General features: G+C 63.9%; 20 protein-coding genes and 1 tRNA gene. 11 read left to right on the top strand and 10 right to left on the bottom strand.

Going from position 1 to position 21,500, the window contains the following annotated elements; translation table 11 throughout:
- Positions 1 to 16: 16 nt before the first annotated feature.
- Both LB554_RS20960 and LB554_RS20955 read right to left on the bottom strand, forming a co-directional pair.
- Positions 17 to 1,333, bottom strand: coding sequence for an ABC transporter substrate-binding protein (locus tag LB554_RS20960; RefSeq protein WP_015315631.1), 1,317 nt, complete (start codon positions 1,331 to 1,333; stop codon positions 17 to 19).
- Between the two features lie 360 nt (positions 1,334 to 1,693).
- Positions 1,694 to 2,374, bottom strand: a complete 681-nt coding sequence (locus LB554_RS20955) for a TetR/AcrR family transcriptional regulator (RefSeq protein ID WP_140875042.1) — start codon at positions 2,372 to 2,374, stop codon at positions 1,694 to 1,696.
- Between the two features lie 139 nt (positions 2,375 to 2,513).
- Here LB554_RS20955 and LB554_RS20950 point away from each other — a divergent pair, with 139 nt between their 5' ends.
- From LB554_RS20950 to LB554_RS20940, 3 genes are read left to right on the top strand one after another with little or no spacing between them, the layout of a single operon-like run.
- On the top strand, positions 2,514 to 3,710 hold the full coding sequence (locus tag LB554_RS20950; RefSeq protein WP_224586737.1) for a Tm-1-like ATP-binding domain-containing protein: 1,197 nt from the start codon (positions 2,514 to 2,516) through the stop codon (positions 3,708 to 3,710).
- Positions 3,711 to 3,719: 9 nt separating this feature from the next.
- Positions 3,720 to 4,577 (top strand): phosphoenolpyruvate hydrolase family protein, encoded by an 858-nt coding sequence (locus LB554_RS20945; RefSeq protein WP_140713146.1) that lies wholly within the window; start codon positions 3,720 to 3,722, stop codon positions 4,575 to 4,577.
- Positions 4,578 to 4,582: 5 nt separating this feature from the next.
- Positions 4,583 to 4,999 carry a cupin domain-containing protein gene (locus LB554_RS20940; protein ID WP_140823935.1) on the top strand — a complete coding sequence of 139 codons (417 nt, stop codon included), beginning with the start codon at positions 4,583 to 4,585 and terminating at the stop codon, positions 4,997 to 4,999.
- Between the two features lie 110 nt (positions 5,000 to 5,109).
- On the opposite strand, the gene LB554_RS20935 is transcribed toward LB554_RS20940, so the two are convergent.
- Positions 5,110 to 6,300, bottom strand: coding sequence for a M24 family metallopeptidase (locus tag LB554_RS20935; protein ID WP_224586736.1), 1,191 nt, complete (start codon positions 6,298 to 6,300; stop codon positions 5,110 to 5,112).
- A gap of 366 nt (positions 6,301 to 6,666) precedes the next feature.
- Between LB554_RS20935 and LB554_RS20930 the strand changes: the two genes are divergently transcribed.
- The 5 genes from LB554_RS20930 to LB554_RS20910 all read left to right on the top strand — a co-directional run bounded on the left by LB554_RS20930 (position 6,667) and on the right by LB554_RS20910 (position 11,886).
- On the top strand, positions 6,667 to 8,277 hold the full coding sequence (locus LB554_RS20930; RefSeq protein ID WP_224586734.1) for an ABC transporter substrate-binding protein: 1,611 nt from the start codon (positions 6,667 to 6,669) through the stop codon (positions 8,275 to 8,277).
- A 144-nt stretch (positions 8,278 to 8,421) separates the two neighbouring features.
- Positions 8,422 to 9,408 (top strand): ABC transporter permease, encoded by a 987-nt coding sequence (locus LB554_RS20925; protein WP_224586732.1) that lies wholly within the window; start codon positions 8,422 to 8,424, stop codon positions 9,406 to 9,408.
- Positions 9,405 to 10,235 (top strand): ABC transporter permease, encoded by an 831-nt coding sequence (locus LB554_RS20920; protein ID WP_224586730.1) that lies wholly within the window; start codon positions 9,405 to 9,407, stop codon positions 10,233 to 10,235. The genes LB554_RS20925 and LB554_RS20920 overlap by 4 nt, the downstream gene beginning before the upstream one ends.
- Complete coding sequence (locus LB554_RS20915; RefSeq protein ID WP_224586728.1) at positions 10,232 to 11,113, top strand: ABC transporter ATP-binding protein; 882 nt, start codon at positions 10,232 to 10,234, stop codon at positions 11,111 to 11,113. The genes LB554_RS20920 and LB554_RS20915 overlap by 4 nt, the downstream gene beginning before the upstream one ends.
- Entirely contained in the window at positions 11,110 to 11,886 is a 777-nt protein-coding gene (locus LB554_RS20910) for an ATP-binding cassette domain-containing protein (protein ID WP_015315621.1), read from the top strand. Before LB554_RS20915 ends, LB554_RS20910 begins: the two co-directional genes overlap by 4 nt.
- 36 nt (positions 11,887 to 11,922) lie before the next feature.
- On the opposite strand, the gene LB554_RS20905 is transcribed toward LB554_RS20910, so the two are convergent.
- The 4 genes from LB554_RS20905 to LB554_RS20890 all read right to left on the bottom strand — a co-directional run bounded on the left by LB554_RS20905 (position 11,923) and on the right by LB554_RS20890 (position 16,147).
- Positions 11,923 to 12,678: an ATP-binding cassette domain-containing protein gene (locus tag LB554_RS20905; RefSeq protein WP_140618990.1), complete on the bottom strand. Its 756-nt coding sequence runs from the start codon at positions 12,676 to 12,678 to the stop codon at positions 11,923 to 11,925.
- The gene (locus LB554_RS20900) at positions 12,671 to 13,732 is read right to left on the bottom strand and encodes an ABC transporter permease subunit (RefSeq protein WP_140618992.1); all 1,062 of its coding nucleotides are present in this window, start codon (positions 13,730 to 13,732) and stop codon (positions 12,671 to 12,673) included. The genes LB554_RS20905 and LB554_RS20900 overlap by 8 nt, the downstream gene beginning before the upstream one ends.
- A 99-nt stretch (positions 13,733 to 13,831) precedes the next feature.
- Positions 13,832 to 14,809, bottom strand: a complete 978-nt coding sequence (locus LB554_RS20895) for an ABC transporter substrate-binding protein (protein ID WP_015315618.1) — start codon at positions 14,807 to 14,809, stop codon at positions 13,832 to 13,834.
- 432 nt (positions 14,810 to 15,241) lie between these two features.
- Complete coding sequence (locus tag LB554_RS20890; RefSeq protein ID WP_224586724.1) at positions 15,242 to 16,147, bottom strand: sugar-binding transcriptional regulator; 906 nt, start codon at positions 16,145 to 16,147, stop codon at positions 15,242 to 15,244.
- Positions 16,148 to 16,423: 276 nt separating this feature from the next.
- Between LB554_RS20890 and LB554_RS20885 the strand changes: the two genes are divergently transcribed.
- A complete protein-coding gene (locus tag LB554_RS20885) occupies positions 16,424 to 17,332 on the top strand; it encodes a tagatose-bisphosphate aldolase (RefSeq protein WP_224586723.1) in 909 nt (302 codons plus the stop codon).
- A 35-nt stretch (positions 17,333 to 17,367) separates the two neighbouring features.
- The gene (locus LB554_RS20880) at positions 17,368 to 18,840 is read left to right on the top strand and encodes an ROK family protein (protein ID WP_224586722.1); all 1,473 of its coding nucleotides are present in this window, start codon (positions 17,368 to 17,370) and stop codon (positions 18,838 to 18,840) included.
- Here LB554_RS20880 and LB554_RS20875 read toward each other — a convergent pair.
- Both LB554_RS20875 and LB554_RS20870 read right to left on the bottom strand, forming a co-directional pair.
- Positions 18,824 to 19,435: an NAD(P)-dependent oxidoreductase gene (locus tag LB554_RS20875; RefSeq protein ID WP_140720309.1), complete on the bottom strand. Its 612-nt coding sequence runs from the start codon at positions 19,433 to 19,435 to the stop codon at positions 18,824 to 18,826. The two genes, LB554_RS20880 and LB554_RS20875, sit on opposite strands and share 17 nt — an antisense overlap.
- Before the next feature lie 36 nt (positions 19,436 to 19,471).
- On the bottom strand, positions 19,472 to 20,110 hold the full coding sequence (locus LB554_RS20870) for a DsbA family protein (protein WP_140720307.1): 639 nt from the start codon (positions 20,108 to 20,110) through the stop codon (positions 19,472 to 19,474).
- Between the two features lie 139 nt (positions 20,111 to 20,249).
- Between LB554_RS20870 and LB554_RS20865 the strand changes: the two genes are divergently transcribed.
- Positions 20,250 to 21,167 (top strand): LysR family transcriptional regulator, encoded by a 918-nt coding sequence (locus tag LB554_RS20865; RefSeq protein WP_224586721.1) that lies wholly within the window; start codon positions 20,250 to 20,252, stop codon positions 21,165 to 21,167.
- A gap of 134 nt (positions 21,168 to 21,301) precedes the next feature.
- On the opposite strand, the gene LB554_RS20860 is transcribed toward LB554_RS20865, so the two are convergent.
- A tRNA-Met gene (locus LB554_RS20860) sits at positions 21,302 to 21,378 on the bottom strand.
- Positions 21,379 to 21,500: the final 122 nt, after the last annotated feature.

Below are 21,500 nucleotides of genomic sequence, written 5' to 3'. Positions count from 1 at the left end.
CGCGGGACATGAAGGATTATTGGACGCGGCCGTATTTCTTGAAGGTCGCGTTCCAGTCTCCAGCCAATGCGTCCAGCGTTTCCTTGGCGGTGCCGCTGCCGCCGATCATGTAGGGGTAGACGCGCTGGTTGAGCTGCTGCAGCAGTTCTGCGTATTCCGGCACTGCCCAGAAATCCTTCACCTTGAACATGGTCTCGTAGAAGGCCTTGTTGTAGGGCGTGGCGTTCTGGAACTCAGGCGACTTGAGCACCGCCTGGCTGCAGGTATAGCCGCCAAGGGCCGCCCACTTCTTCTGGGTCTCGTCCTTGATGAACCATTCGAGGAACTTCATCGCCTCGTCCTGCTTCTTCGAGTACGAGATGACGGAGATGCCTTGCCCGCCGAGTGCGGCGAACTGGTCGCCATTTGGGCCGGGAGGGTTGGCGAAGAAGCCGGTGTTCTTGGCATTCGGGTTCGACGCTTCGTTGATCAGCGAGGGGAAGAACGCGAAGAAGTTCATGCTCATCGCGGCCAGGTTTTCCGTGATTGCCTGGTTGTCCTCGACGAAGAACGATTTGGCCCAGCCCGGAGGCGTGAACTTGTAGAGCTCCTTGTAAGCATCGAGCGCGGCCACCGCCTTGTCGGAGTTGATGTGACCGTCGACCTTGTAGGTCGTGTAATCGCCCAGCTCACCGCCATAGGAGAACAGCGCGTTCTCAAAGCCCATCGCCATCGCGTCGTAGGAATTGTCGGTGTAGATGGCGATGCCGTATCTCTTCTGATCCGGCCGGTGGAAGAACTCGGCGATGTCGCGCAGCGCCTTGAAATCCTTCGGCACGTCGAGGTCGTAGCCGTATTTGGCTTTGAAGGCTTCCTTTTCCTTGGGATCCTCGAACCAATCTTTGCGATAGGACCAGCCGACGGCGTCGCCCTCAAGCGGGATCGCCCAGTATTTGCCGCTGTTGCCGGGATACTCGGCATAATATTTCACCGTCGCCGGTGCCATGACGTTGCCGAGATCATGCTTCTTGAAGAAGTCGGTCAGGTCGACGTAGTGGCCGCCGGTGGAGCCGGCGCCGAGCCACTGCGAGTCGCCGACGACCAGGTCATAGGCGTCGCCATGGGCGTTGAACTCGGTAAATGCCTTGGTCTGGAAGTCGGACCAGGGCGTGGTCTCCACCGTGATCTTGACGCCGGTTTCCTTCTCGTACTCGTTGCCGAGTTCCTGCAGGTAATTGGCCGGATCCCATTCCGCCCAGAAGATGGTGAGCGACTTTTCCTGCGCGTAGACGGACGTTCCGCAGGCAAGCGTTAAGCCGATACCAGCAAGCATGCTGGTCACTAACTTGCGCATAATGATTTCCTCCCTTGTGCGCATTCTACCTTGTCGTACGAGCCAGCGACGGAGCCGGCCCTGGTAGTTCCTCCCGTGGTCGCGCTTTTCCGAATTCGGAGCCTCCTCGCTCTGTCCGGAAATGGATCGCAGCCCTCACTTTCGATCCGCTTATCTTCCTTCATCTGGTATTACCAATCCTGCGGCGACGTCAAGCCCTTTCTTGAAAGCCGGCATGGACCGTTACTGTCGAATTAAAGCTTTATCTGCCTGTTTTCCCATGATTTTCCTACTCAATGATATACACTGACCTTGCCCCATGATCGCATTTTGGGCTAGGATCAGCGGTATGCAGGCAAATCTGGTCCAACCAGATTGGGGCTATTTCGCCGCTCCTGAAGCGGACTCATCACCACCATAAGCCGACTCCGCGATTGCCGTGCGCACCAGCGCACTCGCCGCCCATTGCGCCACCGACATCATCCGGCGGCTGTCCAGCCCCCATATATCCTTGAGCACGATCAGCACCTCCACGCCGAAGATCAGCGACAGCGCCTGCGCCAGCCGCTTGAAGTCGCGCGGCGGCAAGCGGCCCTTGAGCGGCGTGAGCGCCTCCTTCAGCAATTCGACGCGATGGCCGCGCGTGAAGGCCGGCTCTCCGCCCAGCGTGCCCGCCTGGCGCCGCGCCCATTGATCGAGCGACAGCTTCAAAGCAGCCTTGAATGTCGCCTCGAAGGCCTCGATGCGCGGCATGGCCGTATCGAACAGTTCGGTGACGCGGCGCTCGGCATCGGCGGCGGTGGACTTCCAGGTCAAGATTGGCCCCAGCCCCTCGTCGACGACGGCCTGCACCAGGGCTGCCTGGCTGGGGAAGTAACGGTAGGCCGTGGCCCGGGAGACCTCGGCTGCCTCCGCCACCTCGCTGACCGAAGGCGTCGCCCCCGCCTGCATCAGCCGCGTGGCCGTCTCCAGCATCAGCCGCTTTGTCCGCGCCCGCGGTCCGCGCTCTGCTCTCTCCCCGGCATTGTCGTCCGTTGCGGGTTGTTGACGTGAGACATCCATGCCAATACGATACGCGCGTCTCAAAAATTTGCAATGGCAGCCCTTTTCCTGGAGTGGCCACGTTGACGCTCTACGGCGCACAAAGCTTTCATCTGATGAGCATCACCACCTTCGAACCAACCAGCAGAGGGACGCACGGATGAAGCGCATCCATGTGGTGGGCACCGCCGACACCAAGGGCGAGGAACTCGCATTCCTGGCCGATGCGATCGCCGCGACGGGTGCCGTCGTCTGCCGTGTCGATGTCGGCACGCGAGGCGCGACCGTGCCGGTCGACGTCTCGGCTGAAGAGGTCGCCGCCCATCATCCCGACGGCCGCGGTGCGGTGCTCGGCATCGACGACCGCGGCAGATCGGTTGCGGCAATGGCTGGGGCCTTCACGCGCTTTGTCCAGTCCCGCGACGACATATCGGGCATCATCGGCATTGGCGGCGGCGGGGGCACCTCGATCATCACAGCGGGCATGCGCGCGCTGCCGCTCGGTCTGCCCAAGCTCATGGTCTCCACGCTGGCCTCGGGCGACACCGCCCCCTATGTGGACGTGTCCGACATCATCATGATGCCATCGGTGACCGACATGGCCGGCCTCAACCGGCTGTCTCGTGTCGTGCTGCACAACGCCGCCCAGGCGATAGCGGGCATGGCGGTCAATCCGGCGCCTGCGGCGGACGGCAAGGCCTCGATCGGCCTCACCATGTTCGGCGTCACCACGCCTTGCGTGACGGCAATCGCCGAACACCTCCGCTCGACTTATGATTGCAAGGTCTTCCATGCCACCGGCACCGGCGGCCGCAGCATGGAGAAGCTGGCCGACAGCGGCCTGCTGTCGGGTGTCATCGACATCACCACGACGGAGGTCTGCGACCTGCTGTTCGGCGGCGTGCTGCCGGCGACGCAGGATCGTTTCGGTGCCATTGCCCGCACCAAGCTACCCTATGTCGGCTCGGTCGGCGCGCTCGACATGGTCAATTTCTGGGCGCCATCGACCATTCCGGAGCATTATCGTGGCCGGCTGTTCTACGAGCACAATCCGAACGTCACGCTGATGCGCACGACCGCGCGGGAATGCCGCGCGATCGGCGAATGGATCGGCACAAGGCTCGCCCATTGCGAAGGCCCGGTGCATTTCCTGATCCCGGAAAAAGGCGTTTCCGCGCTCGACATCGAAGGCGGCGCCTTCTTCGATCCGGAAGCCGACGCAGCTCTGTTCGAAGCCGTCGAGCGCACCATCAGGCCGGGTGCGACGCGCCGCGTCACCCGCCTGCCGCTGCACATCAACGATCCGGACTTTGCCAAGGCGGCGGTCGCGGCCTTTCTCGACATCGCCAGACAGTGAGACCCAGACATGCCAGCCATACCGCGCAAGGACATACTGAAGAAGTTCCGGGGAATGATCGACAAAGGCGTGCCGATCGTCGGTGGCGGCGCCGGCACCGGCCTGTCGGCCAAGGCCGAGGAGGCCGGCGGCATCGACCTCATCATCATCTACAATTCCGGCCGCTACCGCATGGCTGGCCGCGGCTCGGCCGCCGGCCTGCTCGCCTATGGCAACGCCAACGAGATCGTCAAGGAGATGGCCTATGAGGTGTTGCCGGTGGTCAAGAAGACGCCGGTACTGGCCGGCGTCAACGGCACCGATCCCTTCGTCATCATGCCGCTGCTGCTGGCGGAACTGAAGACGATGGGCTTTTCCGGCGTTCAGAACTTTCCCACCATCGGCCTGTTCGACGGCCAGATGCGGCAGAGTTTCGAAGAGACCGGCATGGGCTTCGGCCTAGAGGTGGACATGATAGCCGAGGCACACAAGCTCGACCTCCTGACCACGCCCTATGTCTTCAACCCCGAAGAAGCACGCGCCATGACCAAGGCGGGCGCCGATGTCGTCGTCGCCCATATGGGCGTGACCACCGGCGGCTCGATCGGCGCCACCTCGGCCAAGTCGCTCGACGACTGCGTCATTGCCATCGACGCCATTGCCGAGGCGGCGCGCTCGGTGCGCAACGATGTCATCCTGCTTTGCCATGGCGGCCCGATCTCGATGCCCGACGACGCCCGCTACATCCTCTCCCACGCCAAGGGCCTGCACGGCTTTTATGGCGCGAGCTCGATGGAACGGCTGCCGGCGGAAGCCGCGATCGCCAGGCAGACGGTGGATTTCAAGGCGGTGACGCTCGGCGGCGGCGCAAAGAACAAGAAGGGATGAGAGAGATGACCGACAGGAGCAAGGTGTTTGTCTACCCGAAGGACGTCAGCGCCTTCGGCTTCGACTGGGGAAAACTGTCTTTGACGGTCGCCCCGGAAGTGAACGGCGCGACCCGCTTTTCCGGCGGCGTCGTCGACCTGCCCTCGGGCAAGGGCCACACCCGCCACAACCATCCGGGCGCGGAAGAGATCATCTTCGTCATCTCGGGGCATGGCGAACAGATGGTCGAGGATGAGAAGGGCAATCCGGTGGTGGAGAAGGTCGGCCCCGGCTGCACCATCTACGTGCCGGAGAGCCGCTTCCATTCGACGCTTAACACCGGCGACGGGCCGATGCAGCTGTTCGTCGTCTATTCGCCGGCAGGGCCGGAACTGGGCCTGCGCGAACTGCCGGATTTCAGGCTAATCCCGGCGGGCAGTTGATCAATCTATTCTGCTAGAGGCAGCGCCACCTCTGAGGCTGCTCCTTTCTCCCCGTTCTACGGGGAGAAGGTGCCCGAAGGGCGGATGAGGGGCAGCGCCGGCCTTCAAAATTAGGCTGTCCCACCCCTATTCCATCCCCGGCCCCGATCGCCAAACATCACGTACCCGCTCCCGGTCACCGCCAGCGTATCCTCCAGCTTGATGAAGCCGCGCGTCGGGTGGAGCATGGTGGTCTCCACCGACAGCACCATGTTTTTCTCCAGCGGCTTGGCCGCATAGGTGCCTTCATAAGTCACTGGATGGTTGGTCATCAGGAACGGCGCCTCATGCGTGATCAGGCCCATGCCGTGGGCGAAGAAATCCGTATAGGGCGCGACCTTGGATGTCTTCAGCACACTCTCCGCATGAGAAATCATGTCACCGCCAAGCGTGCCCGCCTTCACCTTCGAGAAGGCCGCCTGCTGCACCGTCTCGACCTCGGCCAGCAGATCCTCGAGCTCGGCATCGGGTTCGCCCAAAATGCCCATCCTGCAGAGATCGCCAATATAACCGTGATAATTGCCGCCGGAATCGATCGACAGCACCTCGCCCTTCTTCCACGCTTGCGGAGAGGTGGCGCGGTTGTGGCTGGAGCCCAGCGTCAGCAGGCAATATTCGAAATGCGCACCGCGATTGGTCTCTTCGCGCCTGATCTGCTCGATCATCTCGGCCTTGGTCGTGCCCTCGCGCGCCCAGGCGATGGTCGCCAGCATGGAATCGGTGATCAGCTCGGAGGCCGTGCGCAGCTTCTCCAACTCCGCGTCGGTCTTGATGGCACGCATGCGTTCCAGCATGTCGGTCGCATCGATCAGCTTCGCGTCGGGCAATGCCTTGCGGATCAGCGCATAGGCGTCCGACGGCAGGAAACCGGGCTCGATACCGATGCGGGCATCGCCCTTGCCGATCTTCCTGACATGCTCGACGGCAAGATTGGCGGCGTCGAGGGTGCCCCAGCAGGCGGCATGCAGCGTCGGCGTCCAGAACGGGTGGTTCTGGTGCTCGCCGCCTTCCATGCGATTGCCGATATAGGCAGCATGATCCGGACCGCCCTTCTCGTAGACCACGATCGGCAAATAGCGGCTGTGGCCGATCGCATCCATGGCGGCGAAGAAGATGAACTTGTAGCCGCCCAGCAGATACTGCGTGTTGTGCTTGGAGGTCGCGAGCAGCACGTCGATGCCGGCCTCCTCCATCAGCCGGTCGACCCTGGCCTGCTCGAACGGGATATCGCTGACGGCACTCTTGCCCGGCGCAATGTTCATCACTCTCTCCCAGAATTGCCCGGGATCGGCGCTGTTTCGCACCCGATCCGCCGGCTCGCGGTCAAATCTGCACCATTTTTCTCGCTCTGGTCCAGCCAGAATGTTTACGAACACAGCGCCAGGGCGGTCACCAAAGCGTCATTTGTTCACATATCCGGAAATCTGGTCCTACCAGCCAACCGAATTGACTGGACTTGTGCTAAACTGGTCCAGCGGACGGAAATTTCAAAGCCAAGCAGGGATGCGCCAATTCCGTCTCTGGCGAAACCCTCGGCAAGGCCCATAATCCCGCCGCAAGGACGCCGATGCGCGCGCCGGCGTTCGAGGCCGCGCCCGGTCGGGTGGAGGAGAGGACGGAGTTCGATCATGTCAGGTTTCACCATTTCCAGACGCACCGTGCTTACCGGGTCGGCAATGCTGCTGGCGTCCACCGCCATGCCGGCCCTGGGCTGGACGCAGACGCCAAAGAAGGGCGGACGGCTCGTGCTTGCCGCCGATTCCGAGCCGCGCAATCTCAACCCGGCGATCGTCGCCTCCAACGGCGTTTTCTTCATCTCCAGCAAGATCGTCGAGACGCTGGCCGAAGCCTCCTTCGACGGCAAGGACGGGCTCGCGCCCCGGCTGGCGGTGAGCTGGGAAGGTGCGGCCGACGGGCTCTCGGCGACCTTCAAGCTGCGCGAAGGAGTCAAATGGCATGACGGTAAGCCGTTCACCTCGGCCGACGTCGCCTTCTCGGCGCTGCAGATATGGAAGCCGCTGCAGAATCTCGGCCGTACCGTGTTCAAGGATCTCAGCACGGTCGACACACCAGACGATCTGACCGCCGTGTTCAAATTCGCCAAGCCGACGCCGTTCCAGCTGATCCGCAACGCCTTGCCGGCGCTGTCGAGCGTGGTGCCGAAGCACATCTACGAAGTCGGCAAGATCGAGGACAACCCCGCCAACAACGCACCGATCGGTACGGGTCCGTTCAAGTTCGGCGCGTATAAGGCCGGCCAGTACTACCGGCTGACGAAGAACGCCGACTACTGGGGCAAGGACGAGCCCTATCTTGACGAGATCATCTATCAGGTCCTGCCCGACCGTACCTCGGCCGCCGCCGCGCTGGAGGCCGAGGAAATCCAACTCGCGGCTTTCTCGGCCGTGCCGCTGGCCGATCTCGACCGCATCTCCAAGGTTCCCGGCCTGAAGGTCATCACCAAGGGCTATGAGGGCCTAACCTACCAGCTCGTGGTCGAGATCAACCATCGCCGCAAGGAATTGGCCGACCTCAAGGTGCGCCAGGCCATCGCGCACGCCATCGACAAGGACTTCGTCGTCAAGACAGTGTTCCTCGGCTACGCCGCCACGGCCACCGGCCCGGTGCCGAAGAACGATCCGCAATTCTACACCGCCGACGTGCCGATCTATGCCTTCGACGTCGCCAAGGCCAACGCGCTGCTCGACGAAGCTGGTTATAAGAAAGGCGCCGACGGCAACCGCTTCTCGCTCAGGCTCTTGCCTGCCCCCTATTTCAATGAGACGAAACAGTTCGGCGACTACCTGCGCCAGGCGCTCGCGGCAATAGGCATCGACGCGCAGCTGGTCAACAACGACTCGGCCGCCCACATCAAGGCGGTCTATACCGACCACGCCTTCGACCTTGCGGTCGGTCCGCCGGTTTTCCGCGGCGACCCGGCGATCTCGACCACCATCCTGGTGCAGAGCGGCATTCCCGATGGCGTGCCGTTTTCCAATCAGGGCGGCTACAAGAATGACGCGCTCGACGCCCTGATCACCAAGGCCTCCGAAACGCTCGACACCACGGCGCGCACCGACCTCTACAAGGAGTTCCAGAAACAGGTCGCGGCCGACCTGCCGCTGATCAACGTCGCCGAATGGAGTTTTATCAGCGTCGCCAGTGACAAGGTCGGTAACATCGCCAACAACCCGCGCTGGGCGGTGTCGAACTGGGCGGACACGTATCTGGAATCGTGACAGACTTGCGCGGATGAGAGTTCGCGAGGAAAGCCATCGGCAGCAGCCAATCTCCCCCCTCGAGGGGGAGATGTCCGGCAGGACAGAGGGGGGCGCCTGGGCTCGACATTTCCTTATGTCCCTTATCGCACATTCGAGGTCCGCATGAATCGCGCCCTCGTTCTCCTGCGCCGTCGCCTCGTCGGCAGCATCGTCGTGCTTTTGATCGTCGTCATCGGCACCTTCGTGCTGCTCGAAGCAGCGCCCGGCGATGCGGTCGACGCCTACATCGTCTCGACCGGCGGCGACGCCGGCATGATCGAGCTGTTGCGCCACCGCTGGGGTCTCGACCAGTCGGAGCTGACGCGGCTCGCCAACTACCTCTGGGCACTGCTGCATCTCGATCTCGGCCAGTCCGTCACTTTTTCCCGGCCGATCCGGGACGTCACCCTCGAGCGCCTGCCGACCACGCTCATCCTGATGGTCAGCGCCACCGCGCTCTCCTTTGGCCTCGGCTCGGTGCTCGGCATCTATGCCGGCGCCAGGCCAGGCAGCTTCCGCGACCGTTTCCTCTCCGTCGCCTCGCTGGCTCTCTACGCGGTGCCCGGCTTCTGGCTCGGCCTGGTGCTGATCGTGATCTTCGCCGTCGACCTGCGCTGGCTGCCGATCGGCGGCGTCGAGACCCTGGCCTCGGACAAGACCGGCCTCGACCGCGGCGCCGACATCGCCATCCATATGGTGCTGCCGGTTTGCGCACTCGGTTTCATCTATCTGGCGCTTTATCTGCGCATGATGCGCGCCGGCATGGCCGAGGCCTGGCGCCAGGATTTTGTGCTGGCCGCCCGCGCCCGGGGGTTGTCGCGCCGCCGCATCGTGCTTGCTCATGTGGCCCGAAATGCGCTGCTGCCGCTGGTCACCATGCTCGGCCTGCAGTCCGCGCAGATGCTGGGCGGCAGTGTCGTCATCGAGAGCGTCTTTGCCGTGCCCGGCCTTGGTCGGCTGGCGCAGGAAGCGGTCGCCGCGCGCGACACGCCGCTGCTGCTCGGCATCATTCTTACCAGCGCCGTCCTGGTCATCGTCATCAATCTTGTCGTCGACATCGCCTACGCGTTCCTTGACCCGCGCGTCGGCGCCAGCGGGGCCGGTGCATGAGCCGTCTGCGCCGCTTTCTGCGCACGCCCGAGGCGGCCGCCGGTGCCATCATCCTGGCGGCGCTTTTTGCCATGGCGCTGTCGGCCTCGCTGCTGTTTCCCGGCGACCCGCAAGCCATTGCTGGCGCGGCGTTGCTGCCGCCTTTCCAGGACTGGTCGCTGCCGCTCGGCACCGACCGGCTCGGCCGGGACGTGTTGGCCGAGCTGTTTCATGGCGCCCGTACCTCGCTGGCCGTCGGTCTGGCGGCGGCGGCCGCGGCACTCGCTTTCGGCGCGGTGATCGGCACGCTGGCCGGCTTCGCCGACGGCCTGATCGACGAGGTGCTGATGCGCGTCACCGATGCTTTCCAGACCGTGCCGGGCTTCCTGCTGGCACTGGCCTTCGTCAGCGTGGTTGGGCCCTCGCTCGGCGTCGTCGTCGTCGCAATAGCGCTCGGCACCTGGACGGGGCCGGCGCGGGTCGCCCGCGCGGAAGTCCTCTCCATTCGCGAACGCGACTATGTCGCCAGTGCCCGTGTCATTGGCATGCATCCCCTGGAAATCGCCTTTCGCGAGGTGCTGCCCAATGCCTTGCCGCCGATCTTGGCGATGTCGTCGGTGATCGTCGCCGCCGCGATCCTCACCGAAGCAGCCCTGTCTTTCCTTGGTCTTGGCGACCCCAACCGGGTCACCTGGGGTGGCATGATCGCGGAAGGTCGCGCTGTCTTGCGCACCGCGCCGTTCCTCTCGATCGTCCCGGGCATTGCGCTGGTGCTGACGGTGCTCGGCGTCTATCTCGCCGGCGAAGGCATCGTCGAGACGACGGCCGTGCGCAGGGGCCTGTCGTGACGGGACTGGCGTCGATCCGAGATCTGACGGTGACCTACCGCCGTGATGGCAGCGAGGTCGCCGCGCTGAAGAATATTATTCTCGATATCCAGCCAGGCGAACGGCTGGCCATCATCGGTGAAAGCGGTTCGGGCAAGAGCACGCTGGCGCTGGCGATCGCGGGATTGTTGCCGGCGAGCGCCAGGATTGAGGGGAGTATCGACTGGTTCATGCGATCACCGCCAACGTTGGGGGCCAAGGCACCCCCCTCCGGCAGGATAGAGGGGGGTGGGAAGGATCGCCTATCTCTCAACCGTCACAATCAAGCCTCCCTTGGCGGCCGCGACATCGGCTTCGTCTTCCAGGATCCGTCCGCCAGCCTCGATCCGGTAATGGCAGTCGGCAAACAAATCGCCGAAGTCGCGCGCACGCATCTCGGCCTCACATGGGCCCAGGCATATGCCAAAGCCAAAACCCTTCTCGAACGCGTCCGCTTGCCCGACCCCGACTCCGCCCTGCACGCCTTCCCGCATCAGCTTTCCGGCGGCCAGAAGCAGCGCGTGGCGATTGCCGCCGCGATTGCCGCCGGGCCGAAACTGCTGATCGCCGACGAGGCGACCAGTGCGCTCGACACCATCGTGCAGGCCGAGATCGTCGCTTTGATTCGACGGCTTGTGGCCGAGGACGGCATGACGCTGCTGTTCATCAGCCATGACATTGCGCTCGCCGCGGAGCTTGCCGAACGCATCGCCGTGTTCCGCCACGGCGAGTTGGTGGAGTTTGGCAAGACCGAGCAGATTGTCGAAGCCCCGACGCAAGCCTATACCCGCGCGCTGCTCGACGCCCATATCGACCTCGACGCCGAGCCGCTGCTGCACCGAAGCAGGCTGAATGCATGAGCCTGCTGACAGTGTCCAATCTCACCAAACGCTACAGTCGCGGCGGCAAGACCCTTGCTGCGGTGAGCGATGTCTCCTTTCATATCGAGCCCGGCGAAACGCTGGCGCTGGCAGGCCCTTCCGGCAGCGGCAAGTCGACCATCGCGCGGTTGGTGCTGCGCCTGATCGAGCCGGATGGCGGACGCATTGAATTCGAAGGCGATGATTTCCTGGCTCTGGGCGGCTCGGCACTTCGAGCCCGTCGCGCGCGCGTGCAAATGGTGTTCCAGGATCCGCTGGCCGCCTTCAACCCGCGCGCCACAGTGGCGCGCGTCCTCGATGACCCCTTGCGCATTCATGGCGTCGCCCCGCGCACGGAGCGCCCGCGCCGCATCGCCGCCTTGCTGGAGCGGGTCGGCCTGGCGGCCGATCTCGCGCCCCGCGCAATCCATGAAATCTCCGGCGGTCAGCGGCAGCGTGTGGCGATTGCCCGCGCCATCGCCACCAAGCCGTCGCTGATCGTGCTTGACGAAGCGGTGTCGGCGCTCGATGTCTCGGTGCGCGGCCAGATCCTCGATCTCCTGCTGGACCTGCAGCGCGAGGAACGGATCGCCTATCTCTTCATTTCGCATGATCTTGGCGTCGTCCGGGCGGTCGCCCACCGCGTCATCCTTCTCGATGCCGGGCGGATTGCCGAGAGCGGCGATGCCCGAACCGTCATCGACGCGCCGCAATCGGCCATCGGCAAGGCACTGGTGGCGGCTGCGCCCAGATTGAACAGAAACAGACCATGATCCGCTCTTCGAACAAGATCACACCGACAGGACGGCCTACCCTCCAACCATCAACCTGACGACCTCGTCATGGTTGGTCTCGGAAATCTTGCGCTCGCCGGCCTGGACGCCGCGGCGCAGCACGACGATGCGGTCCGAGACCGCGAAGATATCCTGCAGATTGTGCGAGATGAAAATCACGCCGCGTCCTTGCGCCTTGAGCTGGTGGATGAGCGAGATCACCTTGCGCTGTTCCGGCACGCCAAGTGCCGCGGTCGGTTCGTCCATGATAAGGATCTGCGCATCCCAGTAGACGGCGCGGCCGATGGCGACGGCCTGGCGCTGGCCGCCGGAGAAATTGCTGACCGGGGCGTTCATCCGGCTGACGTGGAAATCCAGCCGCTTCATCGTCTCCCTGGCCGCCTCGGCCATGGCCTTGCGGTCGAGCACCGGCAGGAAGCCGAACGCCTTGCGCATCGGTTCGCGGCCAAGGAAAATGTTGGCGCCGATCGACAGATTGTCGGCGAGAGCCAGATCCTGGTAGATCGTCTCGATGCCTTTTTCGCGCGCCTCTTGCGGCGTCGCGAATGCCACCGGCTGGCCCCTGAGCAGGATTTCGCCGCCTGTCGGCTGGAACACGCCCGAGATCGCCTTGATCAGCGTCGTCTTGCCGGCACCATTGTCGCCGGCCAGCGCCACCACTTCGCCTGGCCGCACGGCCATGGAGAAATCGTTGAGCGCGCGCACGGCGCCGAAGTGCTTGGACAGGTTGCGGACCTCGAGCAAGGGGGTGTTCTGGTCGGTGCTATTCATCCTGGCGGCCTCCACTGAACCGGCGCTGCGCCTGGTCTATGAGCACGGAAATGATGATGACGACGCCAACGGCGATGAACTGCCAGAACGGCTCGACATTGACGAAGACCAGCCCGTACTGGATGACCGCGATCACCAGCGCGCCGGCGACCGTGCCCAGGATGGTGCCGGAGCCACCGAACAGGCTGGCGCCGCCGATGACGACCGCCGCGACGCTGTCGAGCAGCAGCGGCTCGCCGGCTTGTGCCGCACCGGCCGTGAAGCGCGCCGCGTAGAGCGCCCCGCCAAGGCCGGCGCACATCGCCGACAGCACATAGAGCCGCAATATGTGGCCCCTGATATCGATGCCGGCGCGCCGCGCCGCCTGCACATTGGCGCCGATGGCATAATTGTGCTGGCCGAACCGTGTCTGGCTGAGCAGATAATGCATCACGATGACGAACACGGCAGCGATCATGACCAGATAGGGCACGCCGTAGAACTTGCCATTGCCGAGCAGCGCGAACCAGGAATTCTGAACCGGCACCGTCGTGCCGCCGGCAAGCAGGAAGGCAACGCCGCGCGCGACGCCGAACATGCCGAGCGTGCCGATGAACGGCGGCACCCTGAGGCGCGAGATGAGCAGGCCGTTGATGATGCCGGGCAAGCCGGCGACGATCACCGCGGCGAGGATGCCCGCCAGCATGGCCAGCGGCAAGGGAATGGCGGCGCCCGCCATATTGGTGGCATGCGCGGCAACGACGGCGGCAAGCCCCATGATGAACCCCAGCGACAGATCGATGCCGCCCGAAATGATGACGAAGGTCTGTCCGGTCGCAAGCAGCAGCGGCGCTATGGCAAAGATCGCGATGGATTGCAGGTTGAACGGGTTGAGCACGAACGTCGCGCCGAAGGCGAACCTCGACCATACCTCGAAACAGATGATCAGACCGGCGAGGAACAACCAGGCGCGCCCTTCGGCGATGCGTCCGATCAGGGTCCTGGCCGGATCGCCATGATCGGCCTGGGGGGCGACATGCTTCTCGGCCGGCTGGGCTGGTGATGTCGAGGTCATGAATACTCCGCGGCGCGGCTGCGTTCAAACAGGCCCCGCCTTTGGGAACCCGGCACGAGCTCCCCCCGGCGGACCGGGAGGAGCCAAGCTCGTCTTGACCTACTCGGAGTAGAGGTACTTCGAGATGTTCGGGTCGGCGATGTTGGACTTGTCCATGATCGTGAAGCCGGTGCCGATCGTGACCGGGATTGAATGGCCGGTCAGGTGGGCATAGGCCGAGACGACGCCGAAGTAGCCGATCTCGGCGGGATGCTGGGCGATCGCCACGTCCACCAGGCCGGTGTTGATGTTGTCGACGATGCTGGTCGGTGCATCGAAGGCAACGACCTTGACGGTGCCGCTCTGCCCGGCCTGCTTGACGCCGTTGGCCGCACCCAGCGCGGAGAACAGATTGGCGCCGAACACGCCGACCAGATCGGGATTGCGCGCGAAGACGGCCTGCAGCTGCGAGGCCGCCTTGTTGGCGTCGTCGTCATTGAATTGGGTCTCCAGCACGGTGATGCCCGTATGCTTGGCCATTTCCTTCTTGAAGCCTTCTTCGCGCTGGTCGGTGGTCGAGATGCCGGGCTTGACGTTCGACACATAGACCTTGCCCTTGTCGCCGACGGCGGTGGCAAGCGCACGCGCGGCGATCTCGCCGCCCAGAACATTGTCAGAAGCAATGTAGGCCAGCGGGAAATCGGCATCGCCAGCACCCGTCTGGTAGACGCCGCTGCCGATGAAAGTATCGACTGTTATGACCGGAATGCCGGCGTCGTTGGCCTTGCGCAGCGGCTCGACCAGCTGGACCTTGTCGGTCGGCGCGATCAGGATCGCATCCGGCTTCTTGGCGATGACCGCGTCGAGCACCGGCACCTGGGTGACCGGGTTGAAGTCCGGAGCGCCCTGGAAGACCAGGTTCACGCCGAGCGCGTCGGCGGCCGCTTGGGCACCCTTGCGCATGGTGATGTAAAAGCCATCGGTCGTGAGGCCCGGAATGAGCGCAATGGTGTATTTTTTGTCCTGCGCCTGCGCGGGCGCCATCAGTACCGTTGCGCTGACGGCAAGTGCCGCGAGCGCGGCAACGATCTTCTTCATGACATCCTCCTCATTGTTGGCAGTTCTGCCGTTTTCGGTGACATTGGAATGGCCGTTATCCGCTCAGAGGCAGGATGCCGACGGCCGGAACGCCTGTGTGCCTTTCGCGGGCAGCTCCTCCCAAGCGCCCTCCAGTCTAAATATCAGCCGGCCGAGCCGACCGCACAATCCCGTGCTCACTTTCCTCGCCTCCGCGAGGTCAGGAAACCATCGCGCCCGGCATCCTGCACGACGGATCGGCAATTTGTAACACTTTGCAGAAATAAATTGCAACTCGGTTTTTCCGCGACTGCAACGCCGGCTTTCCAGACGCCTTATGACTGCTCCTCCGAGCCCCGGGCGAACTATCGTCCCGACTCCCCGGCGACACAATCGATTTCGCAGCGGCTTCTCTCCGCACCGACAGCGCCGCATCAGTCCGCATATCTGCCGCTATCGCGTTGCAAGAACCGCGAGGATGGCCTGAGCCGTCTTGGTATCCGTCACCAGCGTGTTGATGAGCCCGGAACGAACGGCGCCGATGATGGCCGTCGCCTTCTCCGGCGAGGCTGCGACGCCGATCACCAGGGGCACGGCGCGAAGCTGCGCCGGCGACATGGCGATCATCCGGCTCTCCCCTTCCCAAGCGATCAGGGCGCCTTCCGCATCGAAATAATGGCGAAGGACGTCGCCAGCCGCATGGACCAGCGCCTGCTCGGTCGGCGTGGCGGCACTCGCCTCGGGTGGGTTGATGGCGTGCGGCAGGCCAATGCCGACGATGGCAACGTCGGTCCTGTCCCACAGCCCGACGGCATCGCGGATGGTGGCGTCTCCGAGGAAGACGTCACGCAGTTCGCTGGACGGCAGATAGGGCGCATGGATAAAGTGCGGTGTCCCGCCAAACTCTTCGGCGGCGAGCCGCACGAATTCATTGACCTGGAAATGCGCCGCGTGCTGCTGCATGCCGCCAGTCGCGGCCACAGTCAGCACGCCCGGCATGCGCGGCAGGCCGGCTCGAATGACCTCGCGCACGGCGCGTCCCCAGCCGATGGCGACCACGGAGCCGGCAACCAGTTGCGCCTGCCTGAGCAAAGCGCCAAGCGGGGCGGAAAGCGCAGTCAGCGCACCCGCTGCCGGCGTTTCGACAACGGCGGCGTCCCGCAACTTCAATCCGTCGACAAGTTGCCTGGTAATATCCTCCGGCGTCGCCAGGTCGATCACCTCGATGCGCACGATGCCTTCGGCCCGCGCCCGCTGCAGCAGCCGCGAAATCGTCGCGGTGGAGACACCGAGCTGCCGCGCTATGTCGACCTGCGACATCTCCTCCACATAGTGCAACTTGGCAACCGTGTGCAGCATCGTGCGCGATGCGGTCGCGTCCTGGGCGGAAGAAACAGACAGCTTGCAATTCCTTTCAGCAACGTGTTACACGCGTATACGCCGATGCGAGTTATCGCGCAAATCCGGTGAACTCGCAACTTGAGGCATACCAGGCCAAACGCCGGTTGGGCTGCTTATCCCAGCAGCCGGCGATGTATCAGGCGGCAAACTCTTCCTGCCGGCAGGCGGGCAAACTGACCATTTGTTTCCACGGGATCAGCGCCTCGGCGCGCCAACATCGGACAGAAGAAAACCATGACCAGGATGACCACCGCGGAACTGCGCGGCTACCAGCAGATATGCGGCAAGGACGGAGCCATGGTGGCCATCGCTTGCGATCAGCGCGGCGGCATGCGCACCTTGTTGGCGTCGGACCCCGAGGACCAGGCCAGAATCACCAACGACATGCTCGGCGACACCAAGGCCGACATCACGCGCTACCTCGCAAGTGCGGCGTCCTGCGTGCTGCTCGACCCGCTCTGCGCGGTGCCGAGAGTTGTCGACGACGGCGTACTGAACCGTGACACTGCGCTGCTCATCGGCCTCGACGCGTCCGGTTTCGACGTTTCGCCGGAGGGCTATCGCCTGTCGCGGCTGGTCCCCGGCATTGACGCGAGGCGCGTGCGCGAACTCGGCGGCACGGGCGGCAAGATCATGGTGTATCTCAGGGCCGACAAGCCTGAAGCCAACGAACACAACATCGCCATCCTGCGCCAATGCATCACCGACTTCGGCAAAGAGGACCTGCTGCTCGTCGTCGAATTCCTGACCTATCAGCTTGAAGGTGAAAGCCCCGAGGACTATGCGGCCAAGACGCCCTGGCTGGTCGAGGAGGGTACGAGGATTTCGCTGGAATGCGGCGCGAAGGTGCTGAAGCTTCCCTACCCCGGAACACCGGAAGCCTGCGCCAACATTACAAAAATGGCCGGCGAAGTGCCGTGGGCCGTGCTTTCGGCTGGCGTCAACCACGCCACCTTTCTCGGCCAGGTCGAGATCGCCATGCAAAACGGCGCCTCCGGTGTGATCGCCGGCCGTTCACTGTGGAAGGACTGCATCTCGCTCGACCGTGACATTCAGCGCGACAGGCTTAAGACCATCGCGGTGCCGCGGCTGCGAGAGATTCAGGCGGTGATCGGGCACTATCGGCGGAAGGCTGCCGCCTGATATCCACGTTTGAGCGCCGTCACGTGCAGGACGTCATGCCACAAAAGTCGATGGCCATAGGGATCGATATAGGCGGCACCAATTTGCGTGCCGCCCGCATCTCGTGCACCGGTGAATTCCTCGAACGCCTTTCTGAAAAGAGCGCGCCTGACCCGGAGCTGGTGCTTGGCCGCATCGCCGACATGGTGCGCCTTCTCGATACGCCTGATGTGGCGGCCATCGGCGTCGGCGTTCCCGGCCGCGTCGACGCACGGCGCGGCGCGGTCCTGTCGGGAGGCTATGTCAACCTCGCTTCGGTCGCGCTCGTGCAGCGGCTGGAAAGCATGACCGGCAAGCCTGTCATCGTCGACAATGACTGCAACATGGCGCTGGCCGCCGAGATGGCGCTTGGCGCCGGCCAAGGCCACGACAACATCGCCATGTTCACCATCGGCACCGGCATTGGCGGCGCCGTCGTCCAGAACCGACGGATCATGCGCGGCCGGGCAACAGCGGGGCAACTGGGGCACATCACCGTCGATGTCAACGGCGAACTCTGCGCTTGCGGGCGGCGCGGCTGTGTCGAAACCACCAGTTCGGGTACGGCGCTCGGCCGTCACATAGCGCGGGCTGGCCTTGGTCCCGAGGTTTCGGTCGACCAACTCTTTGCCCGCGATGCCGCCGGCGACATCCAGGCGCGAGGCATATTGGAAGCCTGGGCGAGGCCACTGCGGGCGGCTATCGATACCACCGTTGCCGTGTTCGACCCCGACCTCGTCCTGCTTGGCGGCGGTCTTGGCCGGGCGGCACACAGAGCGCTTGGCCACGCGCCGGCGCTGGCGCCGTGGTACCAATGCCCGGTGGCGCCGGCGCAGCTCGGCGACGACGCCGGAGTGATCGGCGCCGGTCTCCAGGCGCTTTCGGCACCGACATCGACATCGCTTTCCGTTCAGCCCGGCCGCGCCAGACGCGCCGTGCTCGTCAACGGCATCCCGGCCAGCGGCAAGAGCACGGTGTCACGCGGCATCGCAGATCGCATGGGATGGCCGCTGCTCGCGCTCGATACGGTCAAGAACCCATTCCTCGAAGTGCTCGGCGGCGGCGACCGTGAATTCAATCGCACGCTGGGCCGCGCCAGCTATCAGGCAATCTGGTCGCTCGTCGGCGACGCCCCGGCCGGCAGCACCTTCATCGTCGATGCCTGGTTCGGCTTCCAGCCGCGGCAAGTGCTCGAGGATCATCTGCGCAACGCCGGCGTCGAACACACGGTCGAAATCTGGTGCCACGCGCCGGGCGAAGTTCTGGCCGAGCGCTACGGCGCCCGGCTGGGTCAGCGCCTCCCGGGTCATCCCGGCGCTGCCTATATCCCCGAATTGATCGAGCTGGCCAAGCGCGCCGAACCGCTGCGGCGCGGGCCGCTGTTCGACGTCGATACGACGCAGCCGATCGACTTCGAGGCCATCGCCGCATGGCTCCGCGCGACTTTGGCCGGCGACGCGTCGGTCCTTTCAATCAATAGCCGACGGTGAAGCGCTGCCTGACATGCGTCGGCTTCTCGATTTCGTCGATCATGGCGATGGCATAGTCCTCGAACGAGATGCTGCTACCCTTATCCGAGGCGAGAAGCGTGTCCTTGCCGACGCGGAACTTGCCGGTGCGCTCACCTGGGACGAACATCGCGGACGGCGACAGGAACGTCCAGTCGAGGTCGCTGACTGTCTTCAACTTGTCCAGGAAGTCGGCGCCCTTCTGTGCCTCGGCCTTGTAGATCGCAGGAAATTCGGCGGTATCGACCAGACGCTTGCCGGGCGCGACTTCGAGACTGCCCGCGCCGCCCACGACGAGATAGCGCTTCACGCCCGAGGCACGCACCGCGGCGATCAGCGTGTCGGGGTCGCTATCCACGAAATGCACCGCGCTGATCACCGCGTCATGGTCGCGGATCAATTTGGCAAGGCCTTCCTTGTCGAAGACATCGCCCTTCTTGGCGGTCACGCCGGGCAGCGCGGCAATTTTTTCAGGACTGCGGGCGATACCGGTGACCGTGTGGCCACGATCGGAGAGTTCCTTGAGTATGCGCGAGCCGACAGCGCCGGATGCACCGATGAGAGCGACGTTTGCCATGTTCTTTTCCAGTCCTTGTTGGAGGTCGGTTGAGGGTCACGCCGCCGCTATATGGGCGACAAGATTGTCAAAGCTGCCGAACAGCGCGTTCGAACCGATGAGCCGAGGCGCTTCGTTGCGGATGGCCGCTAGCGAAGGCACGCCCTTGGCATGCAAGCGCTGGAACAGCGCGCTGCCCCGATTGACCAGGTCGAGGTGCGCCGTCAGTAAGGTTTCGGTCGGGCTCTTCAGGATCGCGGCGGCATCCATCATGCCAGCGCCGGCGAGCACGGCAGCCACGCCTTCCACAGTTACGATATCGCGACCGTCGACATAGCGCGCACGTTGGATTGCCTTGAGCGCGGTCAACCGGCGGCTCGGGTCTTCCAGGCCGGCGGCGCTGATGGCGAGGGTCGCGGCATGCGAGTCCAGCAAGGTGCCACGGATGCCGAGGACATTGTGCTGATAGGGCTGCGTGAACGCTTGTCCGGTCAGACGCTCGATACGCTGGTCGTTCGCCCAGGCGTGAGCGGCAAAACCTTCATCCATCGGCCTCGCGCCCGCTCCCGAAAACAGACCAGTCGGCAGCAATTCGACGCGCACGCCCCTGGCAGCCAATTTGTCCAGCATCGGGGCGGCGCCGTAGCACCAGCCGCAGAGCGGATCGAAAAGATAAATCACATCCGAATTGCTCATGATTGCCTGATATCCCTTGGCGCGGCGTGCAGCGGTCTGGATTGCCAAATCTGTTGCTCCTATGTGGCAGACAACGATCTTGCGATAAACACCATCCAATAATATAGATTGTCTGACCAGTTCATACAAAGCGATCGCCGTGGCTGACCTGCTGAACCTCAATCGACTGGTCTACTTCACCACCGTGATGGAGACCGGCTCCTTCACATCGGCGGCCGACCGGCTTGGCGTCGCCAAAGCCGTGGTCAGCCATCAGATCGGCAAGCTCGAGGAGGAGTTGGGCGCGACACTCATGCGACGAACGACACGGCGTGTCGCGCCGACCGAAGAGGGACGCCTCTTCTATGATCGTGCGATGATAATCCTGCGGGAAGCGGAGGCCGCCTATGGCGAGATTTCGCGCGCGGCCGTCGAACCGGCTGGAATGTTGAGACTGACGGCGCCGCTCGACTACGGCACGAAGGTGGTTGCACCGGTCATCGCCGCCTATCTGAGAACTTATCCGCATATGCGCGTCGAGGTGATCTTCGACGACGCGGTAAGCAATCTGGTCGACGAGCAGATCGACCTCGGCATCCGCGTCGGCTGGCTTGCTGATTCCTCCAACCAGGCGCGGCGCCTGGGCACGATCCGGCAGATCGTGGTGGCAAGTCCTGCGTTCGCCGCAAACCTGCCGCAGGGCGTGAGCCCGCGGCAGGCGCGGTCGCTGGCCTGGGTCGGAAACGCCCAGCTTCGAGGCGTCGGCCAATGGGTGTTTTCCAGGGATGGCGATAAGGTGCTGACCGAACTCAACCCGGTCATCACATGCGACAAGAGCCCGGCTGCCCATGCCTGCGTGCTTGCCGGCATAGGGCTGGGTGTGTTTCCCGACTATAGCGTCAGCGACGACATCGCCGAGGGGCGGCTGGTGCCGGTCTTTGCCGACTGGGCCTTGCCCACCGGCGGCATCCACGCCGTCTTTCCGCCGGCAAGGTTCAGGCCCGCCAAGGTGCGCGCGTTTGTGGACCTGCTCGCCGCCGCCGAGAGAAAGCGATCGCGCGGCAGTGCCGTGGCGTGAATGTAATCGAGGCAGAAGGTCGGTAATGGCTTATATAAAGCGGTTCTGCCGCACCCCAAAACAAGACATCCGCAGCATTATGAGATCGGAACGCGAACGGCCCGCCGGCATTGAGCCAGGCGGGCCGTTTTGTTTGGTTGCGGGGACAGGATTTGAACCTGTGACCTTCAGGTTATGAGCCTGACGAGCTACCGGGCTGCTCCACCCCGCGTCACCACCATGATCGCCTTGTGGCGATTGCGGTATTCTGTCTCCACCAAATGAAAGGGCCGCTTAGAGCGGCCCGGGATCCCTTGGTGGGCCTTTATGCATGTTGCCCAAAAGTGTTAGCGG

The organism is Mesorhizobium sp. CO1-1-11 (assembly GCF_020164995.1).
Lineage (GTDB): Bacteria > Pseudomonadota > Alphaproteobacteria > Rhizobiales > Rhizobiaceae > Mesorhizobium > Mesorhizobium australicum.
Note: the sequence above shows the minus strand (reverse complement) of the source record. Positions and strands in the feature narration are given on the sequence as shown.